The sequence below is a fragment of the Streptosporangium sp. NPDC048047 genome (genome assembly GCF_040653115.1).
GTDB lineage: Bacteria > Actinomycetota > Actinomycetes > Streptosporangiales > Streptosporangiaceae > Streptosporangium.
The window spans coordinates 84094-110658 of sequence record NZ_JBEZNH010000023.1 but is presented as its reverse complement, the minus strand read 5'-3'; the positions used below and the strand labels follow the sequence as shown (position 1 = coordinate 110658).

General features: G+C 74.0%; 26 protein-coding genes. 13 read left to right on the top strand and 13 right to left on the bottom strand.

Going from position 1 to position 26565, the window contains the following annotated elements:
• Window positions 1–792, bottom strand: a 792-nt coding sequence (locus AB0D67_RS21130; protein WP_362938053.1) for an alpha/beta hydrolase, incomplete at its 3' end; no start/stop codon positions are given.
• A 91-nt stretch (window positions 793–883) separates the two neighbouring features.
• Between AB0D67_RS21130 and AB0D67_RS21125 the strand changes: the two genes are divergently transcribed.
• Window positions 884–1921 (top strand): YafY family protein, encoded by a 1038-nt coding sequence (locus AB0D67_RS21125; protein WP_362938050.1) that lies wholly within the window; start codon window positions 884–886, stop codon window positions 1919–1921.
• Between the two features lie 93 nt (window positions 1922–2014).
• On the top strand, window positions 2015–2293 hold the full coding sequence (locus AB0D67_RS21120; RefSeq protein WP_362938047.1) for a DUF3040 domain-containing protein: 279 nt from the start codon (window positions 2015–2017) through the stop codon (window positions 2291–2293).
• A gap of 78 nt (window positions 2294–2371) precedes the next feature.
• On the opposite strand, the gene AB0D67_RS21115 is transcribed toward AB0D67_RS21120, so the two are convergent.
• Complete coding sequence (locus tag AB0D67_RS21115; protein WP_362938044.1) at window positions 2372–2965, bottom strand: TetR/AcrR family transcriptional regulator; 594 nt, start codon at window positions 2963–2965, stop codon at window positions 2372–2374.
• Window positions 2966–3114: 149 nt separating this feature from the next.
• Between AB0D67_RS21115 and AB0D67_RS21110 the strand changes: the two genes are divergently transcribed.
• Window positions 3115–4689, top strand: coding sequence for an MDR family MFS transporter (locus tag AB0D67_RS21110; protein ID WP_362938059.1), 1575 nt, complete (start codon window positions 3115–3117; stop codon window positions 4687–4689).
• A gap of 61 nt (window positions 4690–4750) precedes the next feature.
• Here AB0D67_RS21110 and AB0D67_RS21105 read toward each other — a convergent pair whose 3' ends face one another.
• Window positions 4751–5329, bottom strand: coding sequence for a helix-turn-helix domain-containing protein (locus AB0D67_RS21105; RefSeq protein WP_362938041.1), 579 nt, complete (start codon window positions 5327–5329; stop codon window positions 4751–4753).
• A gap of 80 nt (window positions 5330–5409) precedes the next feature.
• Here AB0D67_RS21105 and AB0D67_RS21100 point away from each other — a divergent pair, with 80 nt between their 5' ends.
• Together AB0D67_RS21100 and AB0D67_RS21095 are read left to right on the top strand one after the other, a co-directional pair.
• Window positions 5410–6183 carry an oxidoreductase gene (locus AB0D67_RS21100; protein ID WP_362938038.1) on the top strand — a complete coding sequence of 258 codons (774 nt, stop codon included), beginning with the start codon at window positions 5410–5412 and terminating at the stop codon, window positions 6181–6183.
• Between the two features lie 39 nt (window positions 6184–6222).
• Window positions 6223–6591, top strand: a complete 369-nt coding sequence (locus AB0D67_RS21095; protein WP_362938035.1) for a VOC family protein — start codon at window positions 6223–6225, stop codon at window positions 6589–6591.
• A 156-nt stretch (window positions 6592–6747) separates the two neighbouring features.
• Here the strand turns inward: AB0D67_RS21095 and AB0D67_RS21090 are convergent, their stop codons facing one another.
• Together AB0D67_RS21090 and AB0D67_RS21085 are read right to left on the bottom strand one after the other, a co-directional pair.
• Window positions 6748–8379 carry a penicillin-binding transpeptidase domain-containing protein gene (locus AB0D67_RS21090; RefSeq protein ID WP_362938032.1) on the bottom strand — a complete coding sequence of 544 codons (1632 nt, stop codon included), beginning with the start codon at window positions 8377–8379 and terminating at the stop codon, window positions 6748–6750.
• A 161-nt stretch (window positions 8380–8540) separates the two neighbouring features.
• Complete coding sequence (locus AB0D67_RS21085; protein WP_362938029.1) at window positions 8541–9188, bottom strand: lysophospholipid acyltransferase family protein; 648 nt, start codon at window positions 9186–9188, stop codon at window positions 8541–8543.
• A 595-nt stretch (window positions 9189–9783) separates the two neighbouring features.
• Here AB0D67_RS21085 and AB0D67_RS21080 point away from each other — a divergent pair.
• The 3 genes from AB0D67_RS21080 (at window position 9784) to AB0D67_RS21070 (ending at window position 11887) form a co-directional block, all read left to right on the top strand.
• Complete coding sequence (locus AB0D67_RS21080; protein WP_362938026.1) at window positions 9784–10077, top strand: GNAT family protein; 294 nt, start codon at window positions 9784–9786, stop codon at window positions 10075–10077.
• A 78-nt stretch (window positions 10078–10155) separates the two neighbouring features.
• Window positions 10156–10698 (top strand): MOSC domain-containing protein, encoded by a 543-nt coding sequence (locus AB0D67_RS21075; RefSeq protein ID WP_362938023.1) that lies wholly within the window; start codon window positions 10156–10158, stop codon window positions 10696–10698.
• Between the two features lie 85 nt (window positions 10699–10783).
• A complete protein-coding gene (locus tag AB0D67_RS21070) occupies window positions 10784–11887 on the top strand; it encodes a winged helix DNA-binding domain-containing protein (protein ID WP_362938020.1) in 1104 nt (367 codons plus the stop codon).
• Window positions 11888–11982: 95 nt separating this feature from the next.
• Here AB0D67_RS21070 and AB0D67_RS21065 read toward each other — a convergent pair whose 3' ends face one another.
• Window positions 11983–13152, bottom strand: a complete 1170-nt coding sequence (locus tag AB0D67_RS21065) for an NAD(P)/FAD-dependent oxidoreductase (protein WP_362938017.1) — start codon at window positions 13150–13152, stop codon at window positions 11983–11985.
• Window positions 13153–13278: 126 nt separating this feature from the next.
• Here AB0D67_RS21065 and AB0D67_RS21060 point away from each other — a divergent pair, with 126 nt between their 5' ends.
• Window positions 13279–13944: a LysE family translocator gene (locus AB0D67_RS21060; RefSeq protein WP_362938014.1), complete on the top strand. Its 666-nt coding sequence runs from the start codon at window positions 13279–13281 to the stop codon at window positions 13942–13944.
• 70 nt (window positions 13945–14014) lie between these two features.
• Here the strand turns inward: AB0D67_RS21060 and AB0D67_RS21055 are convergent, their stop codons facing one another.
• From AB0D67_RS21055 to AB0D67_RS21030, 6 genes are all read right to left on the bottom strand, one after another.
• Window positions 14015–14569, bottom strand: coding sequence for a MarR family winged helix-turn-helix transcriptional regulator (locus AB0D67_RS21055; RefSeq protein WP_362938011.1), 555 nt, complete (start codon window positions 14567–14569; stop codon window positions 14015–14017).
• Entirely contained in the window at window positions 14497–14943 is a 447-nt protein-coding gene (locus tag AB0D67_RS21050) for a hypothetical protein (RefSeq protein WP_362938008.1), read from the bottom strand. Before AB0D67_RS21050 ends, AB0D67_RS21055 begins: the two co-directional genes overlap by 73 nt.
• On the bottom strand, window positions 14940–15218 hold the full coding sequence (locus tag AB0D67_RS21045; protein ID WP_362938005.1) for a hypothetical protein: 279 nt from the start codon (window positions 15216–15218) through the stop codon (window positions 14940–14942). The genes AB0D67_RS21050 and AB0D67_RS21045 overlap by 4 nt, the downstream gene beginning before the upstream one ends.
• A 178-nt stretch (window positions 15219–15396) precedes the next feature.
• The gene (locus tag AB0D67_RS21040) at window positions 15397–16575 is read right to left on the bottom strand and encodes a glutamate--cysteine ligase (protein ID WP_362938001.1); all 1179 of its coding nucleotides are present in this window, start codon (window positions 16573–16575) and stop codon (window positions 15397–15399) included.
• 344 nt (window positions 16576–16919) lie between these two features.
• A complete protein-coding gene (locus AB0D67_RS21035; RefSeq protein WP_362937998.1) occupies window positions 16920–17714 on the bottom strand; it encodes an SDR family oxidoreductase in 795 nt (264 codons plus the stop codon).
• Between the two features lie 40 nt (window positions 17715–17754).
• Window positions 17755–18213, bottom strand: a complete 459-nt coding sequence (locus AB0D67_RS21030; RefSeq protein WP_362937995.1) for a MarR family transcriptional regulator — start codon at window positions 18211–18213, stop codon at window positions 17755–17757.
• Between the two features lie 126 nt (window positions 18214–18339).
• On the opposite strand from AB0D67_RS21030, the gene AB0D67_RS21025 reads away from it, so the two are divergent.
• The 4 genes from AB0D67_RS21025 to AB0D67_RS21010 all read left to right on the top strand — a co-directional run bounded on the left by AB0D67_RS21025 (window position 18340) and on the right by AB0D67_RS21010 (window position 25301).
• Entirely contained in the window at window positions 18340–21624 is a 3285-nt protein-coding gene (locus tag AB0D67_RS21025; RefSeq protein ID WP_362937990.1) for an efflux RND transporter permease subunit, read from the top strand.
• A 356-nt stretch (window positions 21625–21980) separates the two neighbouring features.
• On the top strand, window positions 21981–23411 hold the full coding sequence (gene purB, locus AB0D67_RS21020; RefSeq protein WP_362937987.1) for an adenylosuccinate lyase: 1431 nt from the start codon (window positions 21981–21983) through the stop codon (window positions 23409–23411).
• Window positions 23408–24187, top strand: coding sequence for a GNAT family N-acetyltransferase (locus AB0D67_RS21015; protein WP_362937985.1), 780 nt, complete (start codon window positions 23408–23410; stop codon window positions 24185–24187). Before purB ends, AB0D67_RS21015 begins: the two co-directional genes overlap by 4 nt.
• 79 nt (window positions 24188–24266) lie before the next feature.
• Window positions 24267–25301, top strand: coding sequence for a DUF4037 domain-containing protein (locus tag AB0D67_RS21010; protein WP_362937983.1), 1035 nt, complete (start codon window positions 24267–24269; stop codon window positions 25299–25301).
• Window positions 25302–25402: 101 nt separating this feature from the next.
• Here AB0D67_RS21010 and AB0D67_RS21005 read toward each other — a convergent pair whose 3' ends face one another.
• Window positions 25403–26545 (bottom strand): tyrosine-type recombinase/integrase, encoded by a 1143-nt coding sequence (locus AB0D67_RS21005; RefSeq protein ID WP_362937980.1) that lies wholly within the window; start codon window positions 26543–26545, stop codon window positions 25403–25405.
• Between the last annotated feature and the right edge of the window lie 20 nt (window positions 26546–26565).

Sequence of the window (26565 nt, the reverse complement as noted above, 5' to 3'; positions counted from 1 at the left end):
GACCCGGTTCACGATCTCCCGCGCGCCGTCCGGCGACGGGCTCTCCCCCTCGACGCCGAGTTCGGCGAGGGCCGCCGCGGTGGCCGCGGGCGCGGAGAACATCGGCCAGTGGCCGGTGGGCACCGCCGCGAAGCTCCACTCGGGCCCGGCGAGGGCGGCGAAGTAGGGGTGAGCGGCCTCGATCATCGCGCGGACCTGCTCCAGGGGGTAGGAGCAGGTGATGAGCGTCTTGGGCAGCCGGTCGGCGCCGCCGCCGAGCTTCAGCGGCCGGGTGAGCGTGCCGTACGGCTGAGCGGTGGCGCCGGCGGTGAAGCGGGCGCGTTCGGCGGCTCCCATCCCCTCCAGGCTGACGCCGGAGCGCTCGAAGTGCTCCCAGGAGGGCGGCGGGTAGGCGGTTCCGCCGCAGGCGGCGGCGCTGCGTTCGATGTACTCCCGCTGGGCCGGGTCGTAGAGGTCGAGCTGGGTCAGGCCGTCGGCGACCGGGCCGCTGTCGAGGTAGACGACGCGGGCGATGCGCTCGGGGATCCGGTCGGCCGCGCCGGTGACGGGGGCGCCGGCGCCGCTGTGGGCCACCAGGATCACCTCCCGCAGGTCCGCATGGACGATCACCTGGACGATGTCGTCGATGTGGGTCTCCAGGTCCACTCCGGGACCGGCCAGGTGGGAGCGGTCGCCCAGGCCGGTCAGGGTGAGGGGGTGGACGTCGTGCCCGGCCGCGCGCAGCGGCCCGGCGACCTCCTCCCAGGCCCACCCGCCGAGCCAGAAGCCGGGTACCAGGACGTATGTGCTCATCGTTTTCTCCTTAGCCGGGGCGTTCTCCGGAACGGTTTCACCGTAGGATCGAATCCGGACAGAACCGGTCCTGATTCGCGGGGGAGTTTCCATGACCGTCACCCGGGTGCTCGCCCTGCTGGAGCTGCTGCAGGCCGCCCCCGGCCTGACCGGGCCCGAGCTCGCCGCGCGGCTGGGGGTGGAGGAGCGCACGGTGCGCCGCTACGCGGTGCGGCTGTCGGAGCTGGGGGTGCCGGTCCAGGCCGAGCGGGGCCGCTACGGCGGTTACCGCCTGCTGCCCGGATACCGGCTGCCGCCGCTGATGTTCACCGACGACGAGGCCGCCGCCGTGGTGCTGGGGCTGCTGGCCGGGCGGCGGACCGGGCTGGCGGTGGGGGAGGCCGCGACGGAGAGCGCGCTCGCCAAGATCCAGCGGGTGCTGCCGCGGGCGCTGCGCGAACGCGTCGAGGCGGTCCAGGCCACGCTCGGCCACACCAGGGACGCCGCTCCGGCCGCCGCCCACCCGAAGGCCGGTCCGCTGCTGGCGCTGGCCGAGGCGGCCCGGCACGGGCGGACGGTACGGCTGGCCTACCGCTCCTGGCGGCGGGAGTCCTCCGAACGCGACCTCGACCCCTACGGGCTGGTCTTCCACTCCGGCCGCTGGTACGTCACCGGGCTGGACCACGCCAGCGGGCAGGTGCGCACCTTCCGGGTGGACCGGGTGGGACGTGTGGAGCCGGCCGCGCCGGTCGCCGGGTCCGGGGAGCCGGCCGGGCGGCCGGGGCGGGGGGAGCCGGCCGGGAGGTCCTTCGAGGTGCCCGACGGGTTCGACCCGGTCGCGCACGTGGTCGCCTCGCTGGCGGCCGTGCCGTACCGGCACGAGGTGGAGGTGCTGCTGGAGATGCCGCCGGCGGAGGCGCGCGAGCGGGTGCCGGCGTCGGTGGCGACGCTGACGCCGGCGCCGCGGGGCGTCCTGCTGCGCACCCGGGCCGAGCGGCTGGACGGCATGGCGCTGATGCTGGCCGGGCTGGGCCGGCCGTTCACCGTCGTCACCCCCGAGGGGCTGCGCGAGGAGGTCCGGGCCCTGGCGGGGCGGCTGGCCCGCTGCGCCGACGCCGTGCCCGGGCCGGGGGACCGCCCGCCGGTGTAAAGAACCCGTAAATCAACAGCCCCGGGAATGGATAACGATCATCATGATTGGGCAGGAAACTCGCACACGCCTTGCGTTCCGGGGAGGTGCGGCATGGCCTGGTCGCAGGAGGAGGAGCGGATTCTGCTGCGGATCGAGCGCCACCTCGTCGATGAGGACCCGAAGCTGGCGGCTCGGCTGGAGTCGTTCGACAAGCGTGTGCGGCGTCACGAGGAGGGCCGCCGCAGGCGTGAGCGGCGGCGCGAGCGCCCGTCGCGGCGGCCGCGCCGCTCGACGGTCGTCCTCATGACGAGCTGGCTGCTGATCGCGACGCTGATCGCCACGCTGCTCATCCTCGTCCTGCGTCACGAGGCGGCCGCGCTGCCGCTCTGACCGTTCCCTGCGCCGTCCGGCCGCTCCCCGTCCGGGAGGGTTCTCCTTCCGCCCGGCGGGGGCCGTCCCGCGGGACGGTCAGGCGAACGGGCGGGCCATCTGGTCCAGCGCCCTGCCCATCAGCTCGCGCAGCGTCCGGCTCTCCTGCTCGGCGCACCACCACTGCATGGCGATGCGCAGCGCGGTCAGGAACGCGGCGGTGACCACCTCGGGGCCGACGCCGTCCGGCCGCGCCCGTGCCGACACCGCCCGGCTCAGCTCGCTCTCCAGCCGGACCCTGCCGGCCAGCTGCCTGGCCAGCAGGGAGGGGTGGCGCATGGCCAGGCGGGTGCGCAGGTGCAGTTCCCGGTCGGAGCCGCCGTCCCCGCCGGTCTCGTCGTGGAGCCGCTCCAGTGCGCCGCGCAGCGCCTGCCAGGCGGAGTCGGTGGCCGGCTGTTCGCGGACGCGCCGCACCAGCGTGCCCAGGCGCTGCTCGTCGCCGTACAGCAGCGCGTCCTCCTTGCCGTCGAAGTAGTTGGAGAACGTCCGGCGGGAGATGCCGGCGGCGTCGGCGATGGCCTCGACGGTGACGTTGTCCAGGCCGTGCTCGACGGTGAGCCGCAGCGCGGCCTCGTGCACCGCCTGGCGGGTCTCGGCCTTCTTGCGCTCACGCAACCCCGGTGTGCTGTCCATGATGCGGAAGAGCTTACCCAATGGGAATAAGTGCCCAATGCGCAAAGTTTCCCATTGGGCATGTATGGTGTCCGGGTTGCATCCCCTCATCCCCTGATCGGAGGTTGCGCGTGAGCGCACAGCCGGCGGCGCCGCCCGCGGCGGAGCCGATGACCCACCGCCAAGTCCTGGAGGCCCTCAGCGGCCTGCTGCTCGTCCTGTTCGTCGCCATGATCAGCGGCACCATCGTCTCGGTGGCGCTGCCGCAGATCATCGGCGCACTGGAGGGCAGCCAGTCGCAGTACACCTGGGTCGTCACCGCCTCCCTGCTGGCCTCGACCGCCTCCACCCCCGTCTGGGGCAAGCTCGCCGACCTGTTCGACAAGAAACTGCTGCTGCAGATCTCCATCGTGATCTTCATGGTGAGCTCGCTGGCCTGCGGTCTCGCCCAGAACACCGGGCAGCTCATCGCCTTCCGCGCGGTGCAGGGCCTGGGCATGGGCGCCCTGCAGATCCTGGCGCAGGTCGTCATCGCCGCGATGATCTCCCCCAAGGAGCGCGGCCGCTACAACGGCTACCTCGGGGCGGTCATGGCCGTGGCCACGGTCGGCGGCCCCCTGCTCGGCGGTCTCATCGCCGACACCTCCTGGCTCGGCTGGCGCTGGTGCTTCTTCATCGCCGTGCCGTTCACCGTCGCGGCGTTCGCGCTGCTGGCCAAGACCCTGCACCTGCCGGCCGTGCGCCGCGCGGACGTCAGCATCGACTACTGGGGCGCCACCCTCATCGCCGCCGGCGTCAGCGTTCTGCTCATCTGGGTCACCTTCGTCGGCAACTCCTTCGAATGGCTGTCCTGGCAGACCGCGGTCATGGCCGGCGGCGGCGCGGCGCTGCTGGCGGCGGCGACCTGGGTGGAGTCGAAGGTCCGCGAGCCGGTCGTGCCGCTGCACGTCCTGCGGCGCGCCACCCCGGCGCTGGCCATCCTGGCCAGCCTCGCGGTCGGCATGGCCATGTTCGGCGGCTCGGTCTTCCTCGGCCAGTACTTCCAGATCGGCCGCGGCTACGGTCCCACCACCGCCGGCCTGCTGACCATCCCCATGATGCTCGGCGTGCTGCTGTCGTCGACCATCAGCGGCCGGATGGTCTCGGCCAGCGGCCGCACCAAGCCCTACATCCTCATCGGCCTCGTCGTCCTGCTGGCGGGCTTCTCCGGCCTGGCCACCATCGACCACCGGACCGCGATACCGCTGATCTCGGCGTACATGCTCGCCGTCGGCGTCGGCGTCGGCATGTCCATGCAGAACCTCGTGCTGGTCGTGCAGAACACCGTCCCGCTGCGGGAGATCGGCGCCGCCAGCGGCGCGATCACCTTCTTCCGCTCCCTCGGTGGCACCGTCGGCGTCTCGGTGCTGGGCGCCGTGCTGGCCGGCCGCGTCGCCACCGGCATCACCGAGGGGCTGGCCGAGGCCGGCGTCCCGGTCCGCGGCGCCTCGGCGGCCGGCGGCAGCCTCAACATCGCCGCCCTGCCCGAGCCGGTCAGGACGATCGTGCGGGCCGCCTACGGCGACGCCACCGGCCACATCTTCCTGATCTCGGCGGGCATCGCCGCCGTCGGCCTCGTCGCCGCGGCGTTCCTGCGGCCCGCCCGGCTGCGCGACAGCCTCGACCTGCCCGCGCAGGCCGGGGAGGCGGCCGGGACGGCAGGGGAGGCCGGGGAGGCGGCCGGGCGGAAGGTCACCGCCTCCTGACCCGCCCGGCCTGCCCGGCCGGGGCCGGAAAGGACCGCGCCGGGCACGCGCGTCCTTCGGCTCAGCTCGCGCGCGGGGCCCCGTGGCGCAGGCCGTCGAGGAGGAGGGTGGTTACCTGCCGGGCCTCATCGAGCCATCCCTCGGACACGCGCATGGCGCAGATGCCGCCCAGGGCTCGCAGCAGAGTGGGGCCGGTGACGTCGCCGCGGACGGTGCCGGCCGCGCTGCCGGCGTCGAGCAGCCGGGTGAGGGCGTCGCCCATGCGGGCACGGGCGTCGTCGAAGACCGGTGAGTTCGTCGCCATGATGCCCTCCAGCGCGACGGACATCCCCTTGCCCACGGCCGCGTGGTCCACGAGCAGCAGCAGGAACCGCCGCAGAGCCTCTTCCGGGGCATGGTGGTTCAGCAGGTCGCCGGGCGCGGCGCACAGGTCGTCGACCTCCTTGCGGTAGACCTCCTCGATCAGCGCCTCGCGGGTCTCGAAGTGCCGGTAGAGCGTGCCCACGGCGACGCCGGCGCTGCGGGCGATGTCCTCCACGTGCGCGTCGGTGTCGCCGCCGAGGAACGCCTGGCGGGCCGCGGACAGCAGGGCCTCGCGGTTGCGGCGCGCGTCGGCGCGTAGCGGGCGTGATGACGGCAAGGAACCTCCATAAGGTGAGTCCGGTTCCGTTTGCATGTATCGTTTCCGGAGTCAGATTCATCTTACGGAGGGGATTTCCCATGGCGAACGCCGACGAGGGCCTGGACGACTTGCGAGTGCTGGTCACCGGCGGCAGCCGGGGTCTGGGCGCGGCGATCGTGCGCCGCTTCGTCGCCGCGGGCGCGACCGTGCTGACGGCCTCCCGCAGCCGGCCCGAGGAGGACAGCGGCGCCACATTCGTGCCTGCGGACCTCTCGACGCGGGAGGGTGCGGCCGAGCTCGGCCGCCGCGTCATCGACCACGTGGGCGGCGTGGACGTGCTCGTGAACAACGCCGGCGCGGCCAGCGCCCCGGCGCCGACCCTGATCCGGTCGGACGCGTCCTGGCAGGCGGACCTGGAGATGAACCTCCTGAGCGCCGTGCGCCTGGACCGGGTCCTGGTGCCGGGAATGGTCGAGCGGGGCTCCGGCGTCGTCGTGCACGTCTCCTCGATCGCCAGCCGGCTGCCCCAGCGCACCGAAGCCTCCTACGCCGCCGCCAAGGCCGCGCTCAACACCTACAGCCGCGAACTGGCCACCGAGGTCGGCGAACACGGGGTACGCGTGCTCTGCGTTCTGCCAGGCTTCGTCGTCACCGACGGCGCCACCGCCCACCTCCGGCACATGGCCGAGAAGCAAGGAGTGACCACCGAGGAGGTCACGCGGCAGATCGTGGACCACCTGAAGGTCCCCATGGGACGCCCGGGGGACCCCGAGGACGTTGCCGAGCTGATCGCCTTCCTCGCCTCCGGCCGCGCGAAGTGGCTCACCGGAGCCCAGTTCCGCGTCGACGGCGGCATCATCCCGACCGTCTGAACACCGACCGCTACCAGCGTGAAGAACAGGACCGTCACCATGTCCATCACCCTGAGTTCCGTGATCATCGACGCCGCCGAGATCGAGACGGAGGGAGCCTTCTGGCACCGGCTGCTCGGTGGCTCGATCCATCGCACGCCCACCCATCACTTCATCCAGGCCCCCGGCCTCCCGGTCATCGTCGTCCAGTCCGCCCCCGAACACGTCGCCCCGAGCTGGCCGGACGGCACCTCCCAGCAGATGCACCTCGATTTCGGCGTCGGGAATCTCGCGGCCGCCGACCGCGTGGCCACCGGCGCCGGCGCCACCCGGCTGCGGCCCAGCGGGGACATCGCCCCGGAGACCCGCACCGGCAGCCGTGTCTACGCCAGCCCGGCCGGACATCCCTTCTGCCTGCGCGCGGCCTGAGGCCGCCACTTCTCACCGTGCGCGGGGCCGGGATCGACGTGGCCGCCGGCTCCGGCGGGACGGTGCCGGGCCGTCGTGCGGTCATCCGCCCGGCCGTGGCGTTGGGCAGGGGGAGGGGCGGCGGCTCCAGCGGCTCCGTGCCGGGTTCGGACGGGCTCAGCCCAGGGCGCGCAGGAAGCGGGCCGCGACCGGGGCGGCGACGGTCCCGCCGCCGCTGCCCTCCTCGACGATCACCGCGAAGGCCAGGTCGCCGCGGAACCCCATGAACCAGGCGTGGGTCTTCAGGTCGTCCTGCGGGCCGTACTCGGCGGTGCCGGTCTTGCCGCGGGTGCCGGCGGGCAGACGGGCGTCCTTGGCGGTGCCCTTGGTGACCACCGCCGACATCATCTTGTGCATGCCGGGGACGACCCCGTCGGGCAGTTCGCGCGGCGCGGCGTCCTGCTTGACGGAGGGCACCAGCGTCGGCGGGCGCCAGGAGCCGTCGGCCAGGGCCGCGGCGATCGAGGCGACCATGAGCGGGCTGGAGGTGACACGGCCCTGGCCGAAGGACTCGGCGGCCAGCTCGGCGTCGCTCTCCGCCCGGGGGAAGGAGCCCTTGGCGGCCGGGACGCCGATGTCGAGGGGGGTGTTGAAGCCGAACAGCTCGGCGGTCTTGAGCAGCTTGGCCGCGCCCAGCCGCTGGGCGGCCAGCGGGGCGAAGGTGGTGTTGCAGGAGTAGGCGAAGGCGTCCGACAGGGTCACCGAGCCGTAGCCGGCGTGGTGGGAGTTGCGGATCGGCAGGCCGCCGACCTTGACGTCCTTGGGGCAGGTGGTGCGGTCGCCCGGGTTCATGCCCTCGGCCAGGAGCGCCACCGCGGTGACCGCCTTGAGGGTGGAGCCGGGCGGATAGTTGCCCATCAGGGCGCGGTTGAAGCCGCCCTGGTTGTTGACGACGGCGAGGATCTCCCCCGAGGAGGGCTTGACCGCCACCAGGGAGGCGGTCTTCTTCAGGTCGCGCACCGCGTCGGCGGCGGCGCGCTGCACGCGCAGGTCCAGGCTGGTGTGCAGCGGCTCGCCGTCGCGGCCGGCGATCTCACCGGCCTTCTTGACGGTCTTGCCGCCGGAGTCGACGATCCGGATCTCGGTGGCGGGAACGCCGGCCAGGCGTTGCTGGAAGGCGAGCTGCAGACCGTCCTTGCCGACGGTGTCCCCGGCGGCGTACGGCGCGCCGAGGGCCTTGGCCTCCTTGGCGGTGGCCTTGTCGAGGTAGCCGACGAGCTGCTGCACCGAGCCGCCCGCCGAGCCGTCGTCGATGCGCTCGCCGCCCGCGGCGGTGATCTCGGCCCGCTGCGGCCAGCGGGCCGAAAGGGCGAACGACCGGCCCGGGGCCAGATCGGGGTGGACGGCGGCGGGCGACCAGGCCACCCGCCAGTTGCGGTCGACGACCGCCAGCTCCAGGGCGCCGGAGTAGCTCCACCGGCCGCCGCTCTTCAGCGTGACGGTGGCGGTGTAGCCGGCCCGGCCGGTCTCGTCGCCGGTCCGGCTGACCTGGCCGAGCCGTACCTCGGTGCGTTCGGCGCCGAGCTTGTCGGCCATGGCGCGGTAGGTCGCCTCGAAGGCGGGGTCGGCCTTGCCGAGCTCGGCGCGCATGGCGGCCAGGTCACCGCCCTGCCAGGCCCGGGTGAAGCGCTGCGCGGTCTCCTGCGGGGTGCCGCGGGTGTGCAGCAGCCACCAGGCGCCCGCACCGCCGCCCGCGGCCACCAGCACCGCCGCCGCCGATGTGATCGCGATCGTCCTGCCGCGTGGCACCTTCGGCCACCCCCCCGTCGGATCCGGCTTCCTGGGGGCCACAGCCTATCGTCCGGCGCGGGCGGGCCCGGCCGTGAACGGAGCCCGCCCCGGAGATCGCCGTCGCGGGTGCGGCGGCGGTACGGCGGAGCGGTGCTGGGTGCGGCGGTGGGCGGGGCCGGTCAGCCGGCGCTGCGGCTGGGCGCGTAGCCGCCGGCGTACTCCTGACCGGACAGCTCCTGGACGGCCGCCATGACCTCGTCGGTCACCCGGCGCCGGTCGCGCGCGCTGGCGGCCGAGCCGGTGAACGTCAGCGGCTTGCCGATGCGGATGCCGATCCGGCCGAGCTTGGGCACCGAGGCGCCGATGGGCAGCACCTTGTCGGTGCCGGTCATGCCCACCGGGACCACCGGCGCGCCGGTCTCCAGGGCCAGCCAGGCCACCCCGACCTTGCCGCGGTACAGGCGGCCGTCGGGCGAGCGGGTGCCCTCGGGGTAGATGCCGAACAGCTCGCCGTCACGCAGCACCCGGGCGGCGGCGTCGAGCATGTCCTGGGCGGCGGTGGGGCTCTGGCGGTCGATGCTGATCTGCCCGGTGGCGCGCATCCAGGCGGCGGTGACGGGGTTGCCGGTGAAGTACTCGGCCTTGGCGACGAAGCGCACCTGCCGGGGCAGCACCAGGGGCAGGAAGGTGGAGTCGAGGACCGACAGGTGGTTGGAGGCCAGGATGGCCGGCCCGGAGGCGGGTACGTGCTCTGCCCCGGTGACCGTGGTCGGCCACAGCAGGTGCAGGAAGGGGGCGCTGACGATCTTGGTCAGGCGGTAGAGCACGGGCTCTCCTCTTGCAGGACGGGTTTCACCACCCTAGGCGGTGTCCCGGCGGCCGGCGGCTGTGCGCACCCGCACAAGCGGGGTCCCCACGTTTGTAGCCCTTCTCCAAGGGCGCAGGCAAAGCCATCCGTCCTTCTCCGCCGCGCGTCGCGCCGGGCGCCGCGGGTGGGAGGAGGGCCGCGTGTGGTCCGGGAACGCGGGGGTGAGGGGAAAAGGAACCGCCCCGCGGCGCCGGAGCGCTCGCGGGGCGGGACGTTTGGTGCCGATGTGGCGGTCGCCTCCTCGGCGAGAGGCACAACACGGCTCCAGCCGAACGGTATTCCGTGAAGGCGGTAATTTGCGGCCCGGGGGACACAAACCACATCGGCACGATTACTGTAACCGACGTCCGGCGGAGGTTATTCCGCGATGATGCGGTGGCGTGTCGGGGCCGGATCGCCGTCCGCCGCGTGTCCGCAGGTCGGCACGGTGCCGGCGGGCCGGCAGGGCGCGTGCGGCGGTCCGTGAAAAGCGCGCGCCGCCCGGTGCGGGCGGGCGTGCGTATGCTCCTGCGCTGTGCGGCCGCGAGAGCGCCGCCGGAGCGGGGGAGGGGCACGTGGAGACGGAACGGCTGGTCATGCGCAGGTGGCGGGAGGCGGATCTGGAGCCGTTCGCGGAGCTGAGCGCCGACCCCGAGGTGATGCGGGCGGCGCTCGCGTACGGGTTCGGCCCGGCGGGGCGGCGGGAGATCGTGTCGATGACGGCGGCGGGGAACCTGCGGTCGCGGGCGGTGATGGAGCGGCTGGGCATGAGGCGGGACGCGGCCGACGACTTCGACCATCCGAACGTCCCCGCCGGCATCCCGCCGCGCCGCCATGTGCTGTACCGGATCGGCCGCGACTCTTTTTGATCTACATCGTAAAGGCAATCGCTCCGGTACGAAAATGATCATGAAAAGCGGAAAGACCGTCCACGAGGGGAGCGGGCGATGGGCGAGGCGTGCGTGACCGCGGTGAGCCGTAGTCCGGAGTACACCTTCAGTAAAGGGTGTGAGCCGGCGATCCGGCTGCTGGAGGGTCTGGGGGTGGAGGGGGACGCGCATCTGGGGGTGACGGTCAGGCATCGCTCCCGGGTGGCGCGGGATCCCTCCCGGCCGAATCTGCGTCAGGTTCATCTGATCCACGCGGAGTTGCACGAGGAGTTGCGGGCGGCGGGGTTCTCGGTGGGGGCGGGTGAGCTGGGGGAGAACGTCACCACGCGCGGGGTGGATCTGCTGGGGTTGCCGCAGGGGGCGTTGCTGCGGCTGGGGGAGGAGGCGGTGGTGCGGGTGACGGGGTTGCGTAATCCGTGTGCGCAGATCGAGGCGTTCCGGCCGGGGTTGCTGGCGCGGGTGGCAGGGCGGGACGGGGAGGGCCGGGTGGTGCGGCGGGCGGGGGTGATGGGTGTGGTGGTGGCCGGTGGGCTGGTACGGGCCGGTGATCGGGTGGTGGTGGAGTCGCCGCCGCTGTACCGGGCGTTGGGGCCGGTGTGAGGGGCGAGGCGCCCACATTGGAACGAATTATTCCGTTCTGGTATGGTTGCGGGTTCCGTGTCCTCCGACGGAGAAGGGGCCTTCCATGCCCGAGGTGCTCGGCGTCCGCGCGTTGAACCGGGCCACGCTGGAGCGGCAGTTGCTGCTGCGCCGCTCGCCGCTGACGGCGCTGGAGGCGGTGCGGCACCTGTACGGCATGCAGGCGCAGGCGCCGGATCCGCCGTACGTGGGTCTGTGGTCGCGGCTTGCGGGGTTCACCCATGAGGAGCTGTCGGACCTGCTGCGGGAGCGGCGGGTGGTGCGGCTGGCGCTGATGCGCTCGACCATTCATCTGGTCGCCGCCGAGGACTGCCTGGCGTTGCGCCCGCTGCTGCAGCCGGTGCTGGACCGGGTGCTGCGCGGCCCGGTGGGCAGGAGGCTGGCCGGGCTGGAGGTCGCGGAGGCGGAGGAGGCGGGGCGGGCTCTGGTGGAGGAGCGGCCGCTGACGTTCGCCGAGCTGGGGTCGCTGTTGCGGGAGCGGTGGCCGCAGGTGGCCGCGGCGGATCTGGTGCATGTGGTGCGGGCGAGGGTGGCGCTGGTGCAGGTGCCGCCGCGGGGGATCTGGGGGGTGGGCGGCAAGCCCGCGCACACCAGTGCCGAGGCGTGGCTGGGCCGCCCGCTGGAGGGCGCCGGCGGGCTGGGGGCCCTGGCGGGGATGGTGCGGCGGTATCTCGCCGCCTACGGCCCGGCCACGGTGATGGACCTGCAGCAGTGGTCGGGCCTGACCCGGCTGGGCGAGGTGGTGGAGGGGATGGGGCTGCGGTCGTTCGTGACCGTGGACGGGGCGCGGCTGGTGGACCTGCCGGAGGCGCCGCGGCCCGATCCGGACGTGGTGGCGCCGGTGCGTTATCTGGCGGAGTTCGACAACACGTTGCTGTCGTTCGCCGAGCGGACGCGCACGCGGATGATGGCCGAGGATCATCGGGGGCGGGTGTTCACCGTCAACGGCATCATCAGGGCGACGGTGCTGGTGGACGGGTTCGTGCGGGGGATGTGGGCGGTGCGGCGGTCGCGGGGTGCGGCGGTGCTGGAGGTGGAGCTGTTCGGGCCGGTGCCGGCGGCGGCGCGGGCGGAGCTGGAGGGGGAGGGGATGCGGATGCTGGATTTCCTGGCCCCGGCGGCGGTGTCGCGTGAGGTGCGCCTGGTGTGAGCCTCCGGCGCGGGAGGTCCTGTGCGGGCCGGGGTTGTCCCGGTGACGGCCGGGTGGGCCGTGGGGGAGGGCCGTCCGTACCGGGTGCGGGCCGGTCAGGAGGCGCGGTGGCGCCGCCCCGGCAGGGGCAGGGCCGCGGCCAGCCAGCGGCGGGCCACGGCCCAGGCCAGTGGCGCCGGTACGGTGCCCGCGCCCAGGCCCACCTCGACGAGGAGGTCGAAGACTTCGGGGCGGTGGGCGGCGGTGATGACGGCGGCGTCGATGAAGGCGGGTGACTGGGCGGCCAGGGACAGGGCGTCGGTGGTGCGCAGGTGCCGTCCGAGGGTGGTGCGCAGGGCGCGGCGGTAGGCGGTCAGCGGGTCGGCGCCGGCGTGGGCGGCGGCCTGTCCGGCCAGGCGGCCGGAGGCGAGGGCGTAGTAGATGCCTTCGCCGGTGAGGGGGTTGATCAGGCCGGCGGCGTCGCCGGCCAAAAGGACGCGGCCGGCTCCGGGGCGGGGGCGTCCGGGGGACAGGGGCAGGTGGTGGGCGCGCAGGTCGCGGGCGGGCAGGTGGGGCAGGAGTTCGGCGAGGCGGCCGTGGAGCACCTGGCGGCCGGGCAGGCCGGTGGCGCGCAGGCGGGGCAGGAGCATGCCGAAGCCGACGTTGGCGGTGCCGTCGCCGATGGGGAAGGACCAGGCGTAGGCGGGCCAGCCGTCTTTCTGCATGGCGATGAGCTGGGTGTCGTCGTCGGGGGGGACGTCGGCGTAGCCGCGTACGGCGAGGGCGGTGTGCCGGTCGGGGGAGGCGGGCAGGCCGAGGAGGCGGCGGACGGTGGAGTTGGCGCCGTCGGCGGCGATGACGGTGCGGGCGGTGATGGCGCCGTCGATGAGGGGGAGTCCGTCTCGGGTGGTGAGGGTGCGGACGCGGTGGCGGCGGACGTCGATGTCGCGGGCGCGGGCGGCGTCGATGAGGCGGGCGTCGAAGACGGTGCGGGGCACGACGTGGTTGGGGCGGGCGGCGGTGGCTTCGACGCGGGCGCCGCCGGGGGAGATGACGGCCAGGCGGGGGGTGGGGCGGTAGTCGTCGATGAGGCCGGCCAGGCCCAGGTGGGCGAGTTCGTCGCGGGCGTGGGCGGCGATGCCGTCGCCGCAGGCCTTGTCGCGGGGGAAGTCGTCGCGGTCCAGCAGCAGGATGCGTGCGCGGGGCTGGAGTGCGCGGGCCTGCAGGGCCGCGGCCGAGCCGGCGGGGCCGCCTCCGATGACCACCAGGTCCCATTCCTCGTCCATGGCAGTGAGCCTGCCACGGCGGGGCGTGGGTGAAACCGCCGGGCGGCGGCGGGTGGTGCGGCGGGGCGGGCCACTTGGCGGGATTGGCCGTTCTCGCCGGTGGTGGGGGCGGGGGAGGATGCGGTCATGGTTTCCACGGGTGCGGTGATCGGGGTCGCGGGGGTCGCGCTGGGCATGGTGCTGACGCCGGGGCCGAACATGGTTCATCTGGTGTCGCGGTCGGTGGCGCAGGGCCGGCGGGCGGGTTTGATCGCGCTGGCGGGGGTCGCGGCGGGGTTCGGGGTGTATCTGGTGGCGGCGGTGGCGGGGATCGCGGCGGTGTTCGCGGTGGTGCCGGCGTTGTATGCGGCGGTGAAGTTCGCGGGGGCGGCGTATCTGCTGTGGCTGGCGTGGCGGGTGGTGCGGCCCGGGGCGGCGCCGATGCTGGGCGGTGCGGTGGCGCGGGGGGAGGCGGTGCGGGCCGAGGGGGCGGGGCGGTTGTTCTCCGGGGGGTTGGTGACGAATCTCCTCAATCCGAAGATCGCGGTGTTGTACGTGTCGTTGCTGCCGCAGTTCGTGGATCCGGCGCGGGGCGGGGCGGCGGCGCAGAGCCTGGTGCTGGGGCTGGTGCAGATCGCCGTCGCGGTGTCGGTGAACGCGTTGTTCGTGGTGTCGGCGGGGTCGATCGCGGGGTTCGTGGGGCGGCGGCCGGTGTGGGCGCGGGTGCAGCGTTATCTGACGGGGACGGTGCTGGCCGCGGTGGCGGTGCGGGTGGCGGTCGACCGTTCCGGCCCGGTGGCCGCCGCGGCGTGAGCGGCCGGGGGCGGCCGGAGGCGGGGTGGTGGGTGGCGGCGGCCGTGGGGTCGGTGCGGGTGAGTGCGGGTCAGTGCCGGTCGCCGAACCAGCCGGGGACGTCCAGGCGGAAGAGGTCGCCGGGGGTCAGGGCGCGCAGGTCGCTCTCCAGGGCGCGCAGCCGTTCGGCTCCGATGACGGCGGCCCAGCGGGCGCGTAGTTCGTCGAAGATGCGTTCCGAGCGGGTCAGGCCGTCGATGGCGCGCGGGGTGAGCCGGACGACTTTGCGGCGGGCGTCGCCGGGGTCGTGGCCGCGTTCGACGTAGCCGAGGGTGCGCAGGGCCTCGATGGTCTTGCCGGCGGCCTGTTTGGAGATGCCCAGCATGCGGCCGAGGTCGGCGGCGGTGGTGGGGCCGCGGCCGATGGCCTGCAGGACGAAGCCGTGCATGGGCCGCAGGTCGGGGTGGCCCTGGCGGGCGAGTTCGGCGTGCAGGTCGTCGATGAGGACGCGGAAGCCGAGGAGGAGCCGCAGGGGCAGCTCGAATCCCGGCGGGTCGGCGGGCGCTGTGGCGTTCAGGGGAGGATCTCCAGGCGGACGCCGGGGGCGCCGTCGTACAGGTGGGGTGCGGGGGTGACGATGCGCCATCCGCCGCGGGATTCGGCCAGCAGTACGGCGTGGACGGCGGTGAGGGCGGCGACGAGGGCGGCGTCGCGTTCGCCTGCGGGCGGGCGCCGGTGGGAGGGGGCGGTGAGGGCGGGGCCGAGGCGGGTGGTGGCGGCGACGTCGGCGGCGGTGAGGGCGCCGATCGTGATGACGGGTACGGCCAGCAGCGCCTCGGTCTGGGCGGGGCGCAGGGCGGCGGCGCACTGGGCGGCCAGTGCGGGCAGCAGCAGGGTGGTGTTGCGCAGGACGGACTGGCGGACGATCTCGCGGCCGTAGTCGCTTTTGCCGTCCAGGAGGTGGCAGAGGGCGTCGTAGTCGAGGACGTGGCCGGTGAGTCCTTCGGGTTCGGTGCTCACGCCACGTCCTGGGAGGGGCGGCGGGTGGTGTGGGGTGCGGCGGTGGTGCGGGGCTGGTCGGGCGGGGTGTCGAACAGGCGGCTGGCGCGGGTGCGGTCGGCGTCGCTGATGCCGTCGGCCCAGCCGGGTCCCCACAGGCGTTCCAGGGCGGCCATGCCGTCGCGGATGCGGCGCTGTTCGCGCAGGGCGCCGGCGATGTAGCCGGAGGCGTTGCCGGAGCCCTGGGCCTCGTCGGCGAGGTCGTCGGGGAGGGAGATGGTGATCCGCTTGGTCATACCGGAAGAGTAGATCAGTCATACTCTCCTCGTCCACCGGGAGATCCCCGGAGCCGTACGGAGATCCCCGGTCAAAAGCCGCAAAAGGGCATCGGGGGTGGGTGCCCGCCGGCCCGGGGCGCGGTTCCGCGGGATCTCCCGCGGACCGCGGCCCCGGGCCGTCAGGCGGCCCGGGGCCTCAGCCGGCCAGCGGCGCGGTCTGCCGGCTCAGTGCCGTCACGACGTCGGCGAAGCTGCCGCGCTCGGCGAAGGCGGCCCGCTGCCGGGCCGCCCCGGAACCGGTCTCGCGCAGCCGGGAGAGGTAGTCCACGACCGTGTCGGTGTCGCCGGCGGCCGACAGGGCGGGGCGGACGCGTTCCAGGAGCTGCTCGGCCAGCCGCCCGGCCGGCACCAGGGTGGCGGAGGTCGGCTCCAGCCCCTGGCCCTCCAGGCCGTCGCGGGCGGCGCGCCAGTAGGCGGCGTGCAGGAGCGGCTCGTGCGGCCGGGGCGCGGGCACCCCGGCGCGGATGTCGCCCAGCACGGTCGTCACCAGGGCGCGTACCAGGGCGGCGAAGGCCACCGACTCCTCCACCGTGGCGCACACGTCGCCCACCCGCACCTCGACGGTGGGCAGGTGGTGGGAGGGGCGGGCCAGCCAGTACACCATCGCCTCGTCCAGGATGGCGCCCGAGGTGATGAGGGCCTGCAGGGTGGCGGTGTAGTCGGCGGCCGTCTCGAAGTAGGGCGGCAGCTCCGCGCTGGGCCAGCGGGAGAAGGCCATCGCCCGCCAGCTGCCGTAGTGGCTGTCGGCGCCGCCGGTGAAGGGGGAGTTGACGGTCAGGGTCAGCAGGGTGGGCAGCCAGGGCCGCAGGTGGTTGCAGACCTGGACGGCCTCCTCGCGGTCGGGCACCTCGACGTGGACGTGGCAGCCGCAGCAGTTCTCGCCGCGGGCCATGGCGCCGTACTCGTGGGCCATCCACTTGTAGCGGGGGTTGTCGGTGAGGCGGGCGCCGCTGGCGGAGTGCTCCAGCGGCGCCGAGCCGGAGGCGATGAGGCGGCAGCCGGCGTCGCGGGCCGCTCGGGCCAGCTCGGTGCGCAGGTCGGTCAGCTCGGCGCGCAGCAGGCCGAGGTCGGTGTGGGGGTTGGAGGCGATCTCGACCTGGCAGGTGGTGAACTCCCGCTGGGTGAGCTCGCGCTGGCGGGGCCGTACGGTCGCCAGGACGGCCGAGGCGCGCGGCGCGGTCTGCCCGGTGTCGGGATCCATGAGGAAGAACTCCTCCTCCACGCCGACGGGCAGGACGGCGGGGGTGGAGGAGGGCCGCGTCCGGGGCGCCGCGTCCGGGCCGGCGGATGAGTCGATGCTTCCTTGCTGGGTCACCGTGCCTCTTTTCTGGTGTGGGTCCCGCGGGCGGCGGGGGAGTCCCGCCGCCCGCGGACGGTGCGGTCTGCGGGCGGAGCGCGGCGCCGCGGGGTCCCGCCCGCATCCCCGGCGGGGGCGCGGTTGCGGCCGTACGGCGCTGAGCTGCGCAGAATGGCTGCCCGTCAGCGGGCGTCTCACACCTGGACGGCCGGTGCTCCCCCGAAGGCATTAAGTGATCTACTTCGTAAAGCCGGTCGGATGATGAAAAATCCAATACAGCAAGGCGAAAACAGACAGCAAGGGCGGGAGGCCGCGGCGGAGCGGGCGGAGGGTGCCGCCGGGCCGGTCCGGCGGGCGCGCGCTCAGTGGACGGAGAAGCCGCCGTCGACGCAGATGGCCTGGCCGGTGATGTGGGCGCCGGCGGGGGAGGCGAGCAGGACGGCGATGCCGGCGTAGTCGCCGGGGACGGCGTTGCGGCGGTTCATGGTGCGGGCGGCGAGGGCTTCGACGCGGCCGGGGATCGCCTGGGCGGGGCGGGTGAGGGGGGTCAGGGTGAAGCCGGGGATGAGGGTGTTGACGCAGACGCCGCGGGGGGACCAGGCCTCGGCCTGGGAGCGGGTGAGGCCGGTGACGGCGGTTTTGGCGATGCCGTAGGCGCCGCTGTCGCCGAAGGCGCGCAGGGACTGCTGGGAGCCGATGTTGATGATGCGGCCCCAGCCGCGTTCGGCCATGCGGGGGCCGAAGAAGCGGCTCAGGAGGTAGGGGGCGGTGAGGTTGACGGCGAGGGTGCGTTCGTAGTCGCCGGTGGTGAGGTCGTCGAGGGGGAGGCGGATGTTGTTGGCGGCGTTGTTGACGAGGATGTCGACGCCGCCGCCGCCGTCTCCGTCGCCGGCTGTGGTTTCGGTGGCTCGCCGGCACAGTTCGTCGATGGCCGCGGGGTCGGCGAGGTCGGCGGGGATGGCGGTGGTGGGGATGCCGAGGGCGGTGAGGCGGCCGGCGGCGCGGGTGAGGGGGGCGGGGCGGCGGGCGGTGATGAGGAGGCGGGCGCCGGCGCGGCCGAGGGCTTCGGCGATGGCGTGGCCGATGCCGGAGCTGGCGCCGGTGACGAGGGCGGTGCGGCCGGTGAGGGAGAAGAGGGTTTCCAGGTAGGCGGGCATGGCTCTTTCTCCGGGGGCGGACGGGATGGCAGGGGGCGGGTCAGTGGCCGGTGGCCAGGGCGCGGGCGGCGGTGTGGAGTTTGGCCAGTACGGCGGCCAGGTCGTGGAGGGTGGGGGTGTCCAGGCGCTGCAGGAGGCGGTGGAAGTCGGCGAGGCCGGTGTCGGCGATCTGCTCGGTGAGGGCGCGGCCGCGGGGGGTGAGCCGGATGCGGCGTACGCGGCGGTCGTGGGGGTCTTCGCCGCGGGTGACCAGGCCGTGGGTGACCAGGCGGTCGACGATGCCGGTGACGGTGGCCGGACCGACGCCGAGGTGGTGGGCGAGGTCCTGGGCGGAGGCGGAGTCCTGGCAGGACAGGATGAGGACGACCTTGAGCTGGCGCATGGTGAGGTTGGAGTCGAACAGGGGGGAGTGGTGGTGCCGGGTGATCAGGCGGCCCAGGTCGCGCTGGGTGGCGCCGATGCGGTCGATCAGCTGGTCGCGTTCGTCGTTCACGTGCACCTCTCGGTTCCTGAGAAGGTTATCAGGAACATCGGATGGGGCTGAATATTCGTCTGAGGCTAAGTGTTAGTGTGGGGCGGGATTCCCCCTGTGACCTCCGTGATCTTCCCCTAGGAGCCGTCCCCCATGACCGCCCTGGCCAGGTTGAGCCTCGCCAACCGCAGCCTCGTGATCCTGATCGCGGTCGTGCTGAGCGCGTTCGGCGCTTTCGCGATCCCGTCGTTGAAGCAGCAGTTGCTGCCGTCGTTGTCGTTTCCCGGGGCGTTCGTGGTCGCCTCCTATCCGGGGGCGTCCCCGGAGATCGTGGAGGAGCAGGTCACCGCACCCGTCGAGGACGCCTTCCAGGGGCTCGCGGGGGTGGAGGAGGTGACGTCGACCTCGCGGGAGGGGTCGGCGCAGGTGCAGGTGTCGTTCGCCTACGGCACCGACGTCGACGACTCGGTCGCCAAAATGCAGCAGGCACTGTCGCGGATCTCTGCGCGGCTGCCGGAGGGCGTCGATCCGCAGGTGCTGTCCGGCGGCACCGACGACATCCCGGTGATGACGCTGGCGGTGGGCACCGGCGGGGACGAGCAGGCGATGACCGAGAAGCTGGAGCGGCTGGTGGTGCCGCGGCTGCAGGGCATCGCCGGGGTGCGGCAGGCGACGGTGACGGGCACGCGCAAGGAGACGGTGGTCATCACACCCGATCCGGTGAAACTGGCGGTCCGGGGGGTCGCGGCGACCGCGATCGCCGACGCGCTGCGGGCCAACGGCCAGCCGATCCCGGCGGGCAGCCTGGTGGCGGACGGCCGGTCGATGACGGTTCAGGTGGGCCGGCGCCTGTCGTCGATCGAGGATCTGCGGGATCTGTATCTGGCGCCGGCCGCGGCGGCGGCTCCGCAGCAGGCGCAGCCGCAGGGCCGTACGGCGGTCCCCCCGGGTGCGCAGGGCACGCAGGGCGGCGCGCAGGGGGCGCAGGGTGCTCAGCGGGGTGCGGTGGCGGCTCCGCAGGCGCGGCCGAAGCCGGTCCGGCTGGGGGATGTGGCGACGGTGGAGCCGGCGCTGGAGTCGGCGACGTCGCTGACGCGTACCGGCGGTGAGCCGAGCCTGGGGGTGTCGGTCACCATGGCGCCCGACGGCAACGCGGTGGCGATCTCCCATGAGGTGCGTGGCAGGATCCCGGAGCTGGTGCGGGCGGTCGGTGACGCCGCGGCCATCACGGTGGTGTTCGACCAGGCGCCGTTCGTGGAGCGTTCGATCGAGGATCTGACGACCGAGGGCCTGCTGGGGCTGGCGTTCGCGGTCCTGGTGATCCTGGTGTTCCTGCTGTCGGTCCGCTCGACGCTGGTGACGGCGGTGTCGATCCCCCTGTCGGTGGTGATCGCGCTGATCGCGCTGTGGCTGGGGGACTACTCGCTGAACCTTCTGACGCTGGGCGCGCTGACGATCGCGGTCGGCCGGGTGGTGGACGACTCGATCGTGGTGCTGGAGAACATCAAGCGGCACCTGGAGTACGGCGAACCCAAGGGGGAGGCGGTGCTGGCGGCGGTGCGGGAGGTCAGCGGCGCGGTGACCGCCTCGACGCTGACGACCGTGGCGGTGTTCGTGCCGATCGCGGTGGTCGGCGGCATGGTGGGGCAGCTGTTCGCGCCGTTCGCGGTGACGGTCACGGTGGCGTTGCTGGCGTCGCTGCTGGTGTCGCTGACGGCGGTGCCGGTGCTGGCCTACTGGTTCCTCAAGGCGCCGAAGGCCGATCCGCAGCGGATCGCGCGGCTGCGGCAGGAGGCCGAGGCCAAGGAGCTGCGCAGCCCCCTGCAGCGGGCGTATCTGCCGGTGCTGCGGTTCGCCACGGGGCACCGCCTCATCACGCTGGTGGTGGGCCTGCTGGTGTTCGCGGCCACGATGGGCCTGGCGGGGCGGCTGGAGACGAACTTCCTGAGCGCCTCGGGCGGGAACGCGGTGTCGCTGAGCCAGAAGATGCCGCCCGGCACCGATCTGGCGACCACGGACGCGGCGGCCCAGAAGGTGGAGAAGGTCATCACCTCGCTGCCGCAGGTGGAGTCGTACCAGGTGACGGTGGGTTCCGGCGGCGGGTTCCTCGGCGGTGCGGCCGGGGGCGGATCGGGCGACGGCGCCTCCTATTCGCTGACGTTGCGGGAGGACGCCGACGCCGAGGCGGTGCAGGGGACGCTGCGTGAGCGGCTGGCCGGTCTCGGTGACGCCGCGGGCGATGTCACGGTCGGCGCCTCCCAGGGCGGCATGGGCGGTTCGGCGGACCAGCTGAAGGTGATCGTGCAGGCGCCCGACACCGAGGCGCTCAGGGCGGCGGCCGAGCAGGTCCGCGCCGCGATGGCGGGTCTGGGGCGGTTGCGGGACGTCTCGTCCAACCTGCAGGCCGGCGGTGAGCGCGTCGAGGTGCGGGTGGACCGCCAGAAGGCCGCGGCGCGCGGGCTGAGCGAGACGCAGATCGGCCAGCTGGTGGCGCAGCGGTTCCGGGGCGCGCCGATGGGTCAGGTCACGGTGGAGGGCCGCAGCGAGGATGTGATCCTGCGTTCCGGTGACGCCCCGGAGGACCTGAAGGAGATCGGGGCGCTGAAGCTGCCGACCGCTTCGGGGGTGGTGAAGGTCTCCGACGTGGCGCGGGTGGTGCGGGCGGCGGGGCCGACGCAGATCACCCGGATCGATTCCAAGCGCAGTGCGACGGTGTCGGGCACGGCCACCGGTCAGGACGTCGGCGCGGTGACGGCGGCGCTGAACGAGCGGCTGGGCAGGCTGACGTTGCCGGCGGGTGCGCAGTGGAGCCTGGGCGGTGTCAGCGCCGACCAGGAGGAGGCGTTCGGGCAGCTGGGCCTGGCGATGCTCGCGGCGATCGCGATCGTCTTCATGATCATGGTGGCGACGTTCCGGAGTTTCGCCCAGCCGCTGATCCTGCTGGTGTCGGTGCCGTTCGCCGCGACCGGCGCGATCGGGCTGCTGGTGGTCACCGGCACGCCGATGGGCGTTCCGGCGCTGATCGGCATGCTGATGCTGATCGGCATCGTGGTGACCAACGCGATCGTGCTGATCGACCTGATCAACCAGTACCGGGCTCAGGGCCTGGGCATCGTCGAGGCGGTCGTCGAGGGGGGCCGGCGCAGGTTGCGGCCGATTTTGATGACGGCGGTCGCGACGGTGTTCGCGCTGGTGCCGATGGCGCTGGGGCTGACGGGTTCGGGAGGGTTCATCTCCCAGCCGCTGGCGATCGTCGTGATCGGCGGGCTGGTGTCGTCGACGATCCTGACGCTGATCCTGGTGCCGACGCTGTATGTGATGCTGGAGCGGGCCAAGGAGCGGCTGAGCCGCCGCGGCGGCGGCGGTGAGGGCGGGGGCCGGGGTGAGCTGAAGGTCTACGACGACGCCGGTCTGCAGCCGGCCGCGCGGGAGGGCTGAGAGCGGCAGGGCCGGAGCGGCCCGGCGGCGGGGCCTCGTCTTTTCGGCGGGGGCCCCGCCGCGCTGCTTTTCCGCTTTGCCGCGAGACCTCCGGCCGCCCGACATCCAGCGGGCCGTCTTGGATGCCTTCGGACACCGGCGCGCCCTGGTCGCCGGCAAGCTCCGCGGCGCGGGCCTCGCCGAACGCGACGCCCTCGAACTCGCGCACACGGTGATCAACACGCTCGAAGGCGCGGAACTCGACGCGCAGGTCTCCCCACAGCGCGGAGCCGCCCGACATCGCCGGCTGACTCCTACCGGAGTTGAGGCGGGGGAGCCGCCAGGCGGCGCGGCGGGGGCCAATACACTGAGGCACCGTGACTGTGAAGCCGCCCATTCCCGATGTCCTGGCCGCCCGTTACGCCTCGCCGCAGCTGGTGCGGCTGTGGTCCCCCGAGTACAAGGTGGTGGCCGAACGGCGCCTGTGGCTGGCGGTGCTGTCGGCGCAGGCCCGCCTGGGCGTCGCGGTGCCGCCCGGCGTCGTGGCCGACTACGAGAAGGTCGCCGAGCGGGTGGACCTGGACTCCATCGCCGCCCGCGAACGCCTGACCCGCCACGACGTCAAGGCCCGCATCGAGGAGTTCAACGCCCTGGCCGGGCACGAGCACGTCCACAAGGGCATGACGTCCCGGGACCTGACCGAGAACGTCGAGCAGCTGCAGATCCGCGACAGCCTGGTCCTGATGCGGGACCGCTGCGTGGCGCTGCTGGCGGCGCTGGCGGCGCGGGCGGCCGAACACGAGACGACGGTGATGGCGGGCCGCTCCCACAACGTCGCGGCGCAGGCCACCACGCTGGGCAAGAGGTTCGCCTCGGCGGCCGAGGAGCTGCTGGTGGCGTTCGACCGGCTGGAGGAACTGATCGCCCGCTACCCGCTGCGGGGCGTCAAGGGCCCGGTCGGCACCGCCCAGGACATGCTGGACCTTCTGGGCGGCGATGAGGAGAAGCTGGCGGACCTGGAGGACGCCGTCGCCTCCCACCTGGGATTCTCCCGCCGCTTCTCAAGCGTGGGGCAGGTGTATCCGCGGTCCCTGGACTACGAGGTGCTGACCGCGCTGGTGCAGCTGGCCGCCGCACCGTCGTCGCTGGCCAAGACGATCCGGCTGATGGCCGGCCACGAGCTGGTCACCGAGGGCTTCGCACCGGGACAGGTGGGCTCCTCGGCGATGCCGCACAAGATGAACACCCGCTCCTGCGAACGCGTCAACGGCCTGACCGTCGTCCTGCGCGGCTACGCCTCCATGGCGGCCGAGCTGGCCGGCGACCAGTGGAACGAGGGCGACGTCTCCTGCTCGGTGGTGCGCAGGGTCGCGCTGCCGGACGCGTTCTTCGCGTTCGACGGCCTGGCCGAGACGATGCTGACGGTGCTGGGCGAGTTCGGCGCGTTCGAGGCGGTCATCGCCGCCGAGCTGGACCGCTACCTGCCGTTCCTGGCGACGACGAGGATGCTGATGGCGGCGGTGCGGGCCGGGATGGGCCGCGAGAGCGCCCATGAGGTCATCAAGGAGCACGCGGTGGCCTCGGCGCTGGCCATGCGTGAGCGGGGCGGCGCCAACGAACTGCTGGAACGCCTCGGCGCCGACGAGCGTTTCCCGCTGGACGCGCCGCAGCTGCGGCGGCTGCTGTCGGAGCGGATCGCGTTCACCGGCGCCGCCGCCGGGCAGACCGGCGCCGTCGTCACCCGCATCGAGGAGATCACCGCCCGGTATCCGCACGCCGCCGCCTACCGGCCCGGCGCGATCCTGTGACCTTCACCGGCGCCGCCGCCGGGCAGACCGGTGGCGCCACCGAGCTGACCCGCCCCGCCGACGTCCTGGCCGCCTGCGGCTCCGACGCGCTGCTGCTGTGGGCGGCGCAGGGCGTACGGGCGGGGGTGCGGGCCTGGACGTGGGGCCGGGCGCTGGCGGTGGCGTGCCCGGACCTCAACCGGCGCGACCGGATGGCGGTGCGGGGCCCGGCGCCGCAGGTCGCCTCCCTGGTACGGTCGCTGGCGCCGCGGCTGGGGCCATCGTGGCGGCTGCTGGGGGAGCGGCCGCTGATGGATGAGCTGGCGGGCCCGCTGGGGGTGGAGCCGGTGGGTTTCGAGTGGATGGACACCGACCGGCCGCCCCTGCCCGCCTCCGGTGAGAAAGCCGGTGACGGCCCGGTGCGGTGGCTGGGCGACGCCGACGGCGAGGTCACCGCGCTGCTGGATGAGGCCTCACCGTCGGCGTGGGCCAGACCAGGTGTCGCCGGTGTCCGCCGCTGGGCCGGCCTGCGGGACGAGCGGGGACGTCTGATCGCCACCGCCGCGGACGCCTGGTCCTGCCCGCAGGTGGGTTTCGTCGCCGGTGTGGCCACCGCCCCGGCGCACCGCAGCCGCGGCCACGCCGAACGGGTGTGCCGGTTCGTCCTGGAGGAGCTGGCCGCCGGCTGCGGCCGCGCCGCGCTGATGGTCGACAGCGACAACCCGGTCGCCATCGGCATCTATGAGCGGCTCGGCCTGCGGCGCCGCCCGGTGGCCGCCTCAGCTCTCATCGCGTGAACGACGGGACGGCGGCGGCGGGGGCGGGGGCGGGGAAAACCCGGTGCGGACGGTGCCGCGAACAGGCAGAGTAGACGAAATGATGTTCGATTTCGTTCCCGGGTTGCGGCTTTCCCGCGGCTTCTACGAGCAGGCCGCCGGTCCCGCACTGGCGGGCGTGCCGCACGCCGCGGCCCTGCTGGGGGAGGGCTCGGAGGTCCTGTCCTTCGACACCGCCGCCTCCGCCGGCCCGCGGTGCGGAGTCCGTCTGCTGGTGCTCACCGCCCCCGGCCAGGCCGGACCGGTGCGCGCCCTGCTGCGGCGCACCCTGCCGCCCCGCCACGCCGGGCGCCCCGTCACCTTCGGCGCCGGCGGGGTGGAGGTCAGCGAAACCAGGGCATGGCTTGAGGCCCGGCTCGGCTTCGACCCGCTGGAGCCGGCCGGTGTGCTGGACTGGCTGGCCACCCCCTGGCAGCGGCTGGCCGGAACCTGCGGCGGAGAGGTCTTCCACGACGACGCCGGCCTGCTGGAACGCGCCCGGCAGGCGCTGCGCCGATATCCGCCCGACGTGGAGCGCTACGTGCTGGCCGCCCAGTGGCGGCGCCTGGCCGCCGGCTACGGCCACGCCGCCCGCTGCGCCGAGGTCGGCGACGAGCTGGGAGCGGCGACGCTCACCGCCGGCCTGGCCCGCGACCTGATGCGCCTGGCGCTGCTGACGCGGCGGCGCTGGCCCCCGTACGACAGGTGGCTGAGCGGCGCGTTCGCCCGGCTGCCCGGCTCGGCCGAGACCGCCGACGCCCTGGCGGCGGCGCTGGCCGCCGCAGACCCGTCCCTGCGCCAGGCGCATCTGCAGCGGGCCTGGCGGCGGGTGACCGCCCTGCGTGAACGCTCACCCGCCGCACCGCCCCCCAGTACGACGGCCGCCGCCGGAACCGGTACCGCGACGGCGGCCGGGCGGTCCTCACCGCAGCGGGAGGCCGAAGGGCTCGCCGAGACGCTCACCACCGCGATCACCGATCCACGGGTGCGGGCGCTGCCGCCCGGTGGATCGGTCGACCAGCTCACCGGCTCGGCCGAGGTGCTCACCGACCCGGCCCGCTGCCGGGCACTGACCCGGGCCGCCCTGGGCCTGTGACGCGGCCGGACGCCACCCGGCCGCCTGCCCACCGGCGGCAGCCCACCGGGCACCGCCGCCGCAGCGCCGCCCACACCGGACCGGACCGGCTCCGGAAAACCCTAAAGGGGCCGCCGATCCTGTTCCGCCACACTGACGGGACCCTCCGGGGGCCCGGCCGCCGGAGACGGGGGAGCCGCGGCGGGGGAGGACCCCGCGCCACCACGGCCGGGCGGGCGCAGCAGCGGATGGGAACGCATCGCCACCTCCAGCTCCCCGGGCAGCTCATCGCGGTAGCGGCCCAGCGTCGCCAGGTCACTGTGACCCAGCACCCGCCGTACCGCGTCCATGTCCACCGCGTCGGCCAGAAGATGCGTGGCGGTGGTGTGGCGCAGCCCGTGCGGCGTCACCGACCGGCGCCGGTCGTCTTCCACCCACCGCTGCACCCGGTCGATCACCGCCTGCACGTCGCCCCGCGCCAGCCGCCGCCCCCGCCACGACAGCAGCAGCGCCTTCTCCTGCGTCGCGGGCCGGCCGTGCGCCAGATACCCCTCCAGCGTCCGGGCCACATCATCGGGCAGCGGCACGTCCCGCGTCCGGCCGCCCTTGCCGAAGATCCGCCAGTACCGCACGCCGTCGTTGGTGTAGAAGTCCTCCACGTTGGCGCGTACCAGCTCCGACACCCGCGGCCCCACCGCGGTCAAAAGCAGCACGATCAGCGCGTCGCGCAGCTCGGTGCGCTGGTCGCGCCGGACCCGCCGCCCGCCCGGACCGGTGGACGGCTCGGCGGCCTGCCCGCCGGGTGCGCCCAGCAGCCGGGCCGCGCCGACCAGCCCCTGGGCCTGCTCACGCGTCAGCGCCCGCCGCTGCGCCGCGAGCCCGCCGCGTTCCCGGGCCGTCACCGTCGAGGACGTCATCGGGTCGACCTGCACCCACCCCGCCAGCGCGGCGTGTTTGAAGAACGCCGACACCGACCGGCGGAACCGCGCCTGGGAGGAGGCCGACTGCAGCCTGCCGTCCGGCTCGGCGCGCCGCCCGTCGGGTTTGCGGGCGAAGGCCAGCAGCACCGCGTCGAGGTCCTCGCCCGTCAGGTCGTCCAGCACCACCTCCTCACCGGCCAGGCGCACGAACGTGGCGACGTCGCGCGCGTACACCTCCGCCGTCGCCGGTGACAGCGCGCCCGTCGACGTCTTGGCCCGGACCAGCTCCACATACCGGTCGGCCGACTCCTGGACGGTGAGACGATTCAGCTCCGCTGGCCGCATGGTCTTCGCAGGCACCCCTT

Excerpts from the sequence above, each read along its gene's own strand:
- AB0D67_RS21100 (WP_362938038.1), top strand. The coding sequence starts at position 5,410 with ATGGCGAACGCCGACGAGGGCCTGGACGACTTGCGAGTGCTGGTCACC.
- AB0D67_RS21045 (WP_362938005.1), bottom strand. The coding sequence starts at position 15,218 with ATGACCAAGCGGATCACCATCTCCCTCCCCGACGACCTCGCCGACGAG.
- AB0D67_RS21035 (WP_362937998.1), bottom strand. The coding sequence starts at position 17,714 with ATGCCCGCCTACCTGGAAACCCTCTTCTCCCTCACCGGCCGCACCGCC.
- AB0D67_RS21055 (WP_362938011.1), bottom strand. The coding sequence starts at position 14,569 with ATGGCGCATCGTCACCCCCGCACCCCACCTGTACGACGGCGCCCCCGG.
- AB0D67_RS21060 (WP_362938014.1), top strand. The coding sequence starts at position 13,279 with ATGGTTTCCACGGGTGCGGTGATCGGGGTCGCGGGGGTCGCGCTGGGC.
- AB0D67_RS21005 (WP_362937980.1), bottom strand. The coding sequence starts at position 26,545 with ATGCGGCCAGCGGAGCTGAATCGTCTCACCGTCCAGGAGTCGGCCGAC.
- AB0D67_RS21125 (WP_362938050.1), top strand. The coding sequence starts at position 884 with ATGACCGTCACCCGGGTGCTCGCCCTGCTGGAGCTGCTGCAGGCCGCC.
- AB0D67_RS21120 (WP_362938047.1), top strand. The coding sequence starts at position 2,015 with ATGGCCTGGTCGCAGGAGGAGGAGCGGATTCTGCTGCGGATCGAGCGC.
- AB0D67_RS21075 (WP_362938023.1), top strand. The coding sequence starts at position 10,156 with ATGGGCGAGGCGTGCGTGACCGCGGTGAGCCGTAGTCCGGAGTACACC.
- AB0D67_RS21115 (WP_362938044.1), bottom strand. The coding sequence starts at position 2,965 with ATGGACAGCACACCGGGGTTGCGTGAGCGCAAGAAGGCCGAGACCCGC.
- AB0D67_RS21065 (WP_362938017.1), bottom strand. The coding sequence starts at position 13,152 with ATGGACGAGGAATGGGACCTGGTGGTCATCGGAGGCGGCCCCGCCGGC.
- AB0D67_RS21110 (WP_362938059.1), top strand. The coding sequence starts at position 3,115 with ATGACCCACCGCCAAGTCCTGGAGGCCCTCAGCGGCCTGCTGCTCGTC.
- AB0D67_RS21010 (WP_362937983.1), top strand. The coding sequence starts at position 24,267 with ATGATGTTCGATTTCGTTCCCGGGTTGCGGCTTTCCCGCGGCTTCTAC.
- AB0D67_RS21095 (WP_362938035.1), top strand. The coding sequence starts at position 6,223 with ATGTCCATCACCCTGAGTTCCGTGATCATCGACGCCGCCGAGATCGAG.
- AB0D67_RS21025 (WP_362937990.1), top strand. The coding sequence starts at position 18,340 with ATGACCGCCCTGGCCAGGTTGAGCCTCGCCAACCGCAGCCTCGTGATC.
- AB0D67_RS21070 (WP_362938020.1), top strand. The coding sequence starts at position 10,784 with ATGCCCGAGGTGCTCGGCGTCCGCGCGTTGAACCGGGCCACGCTGGAG.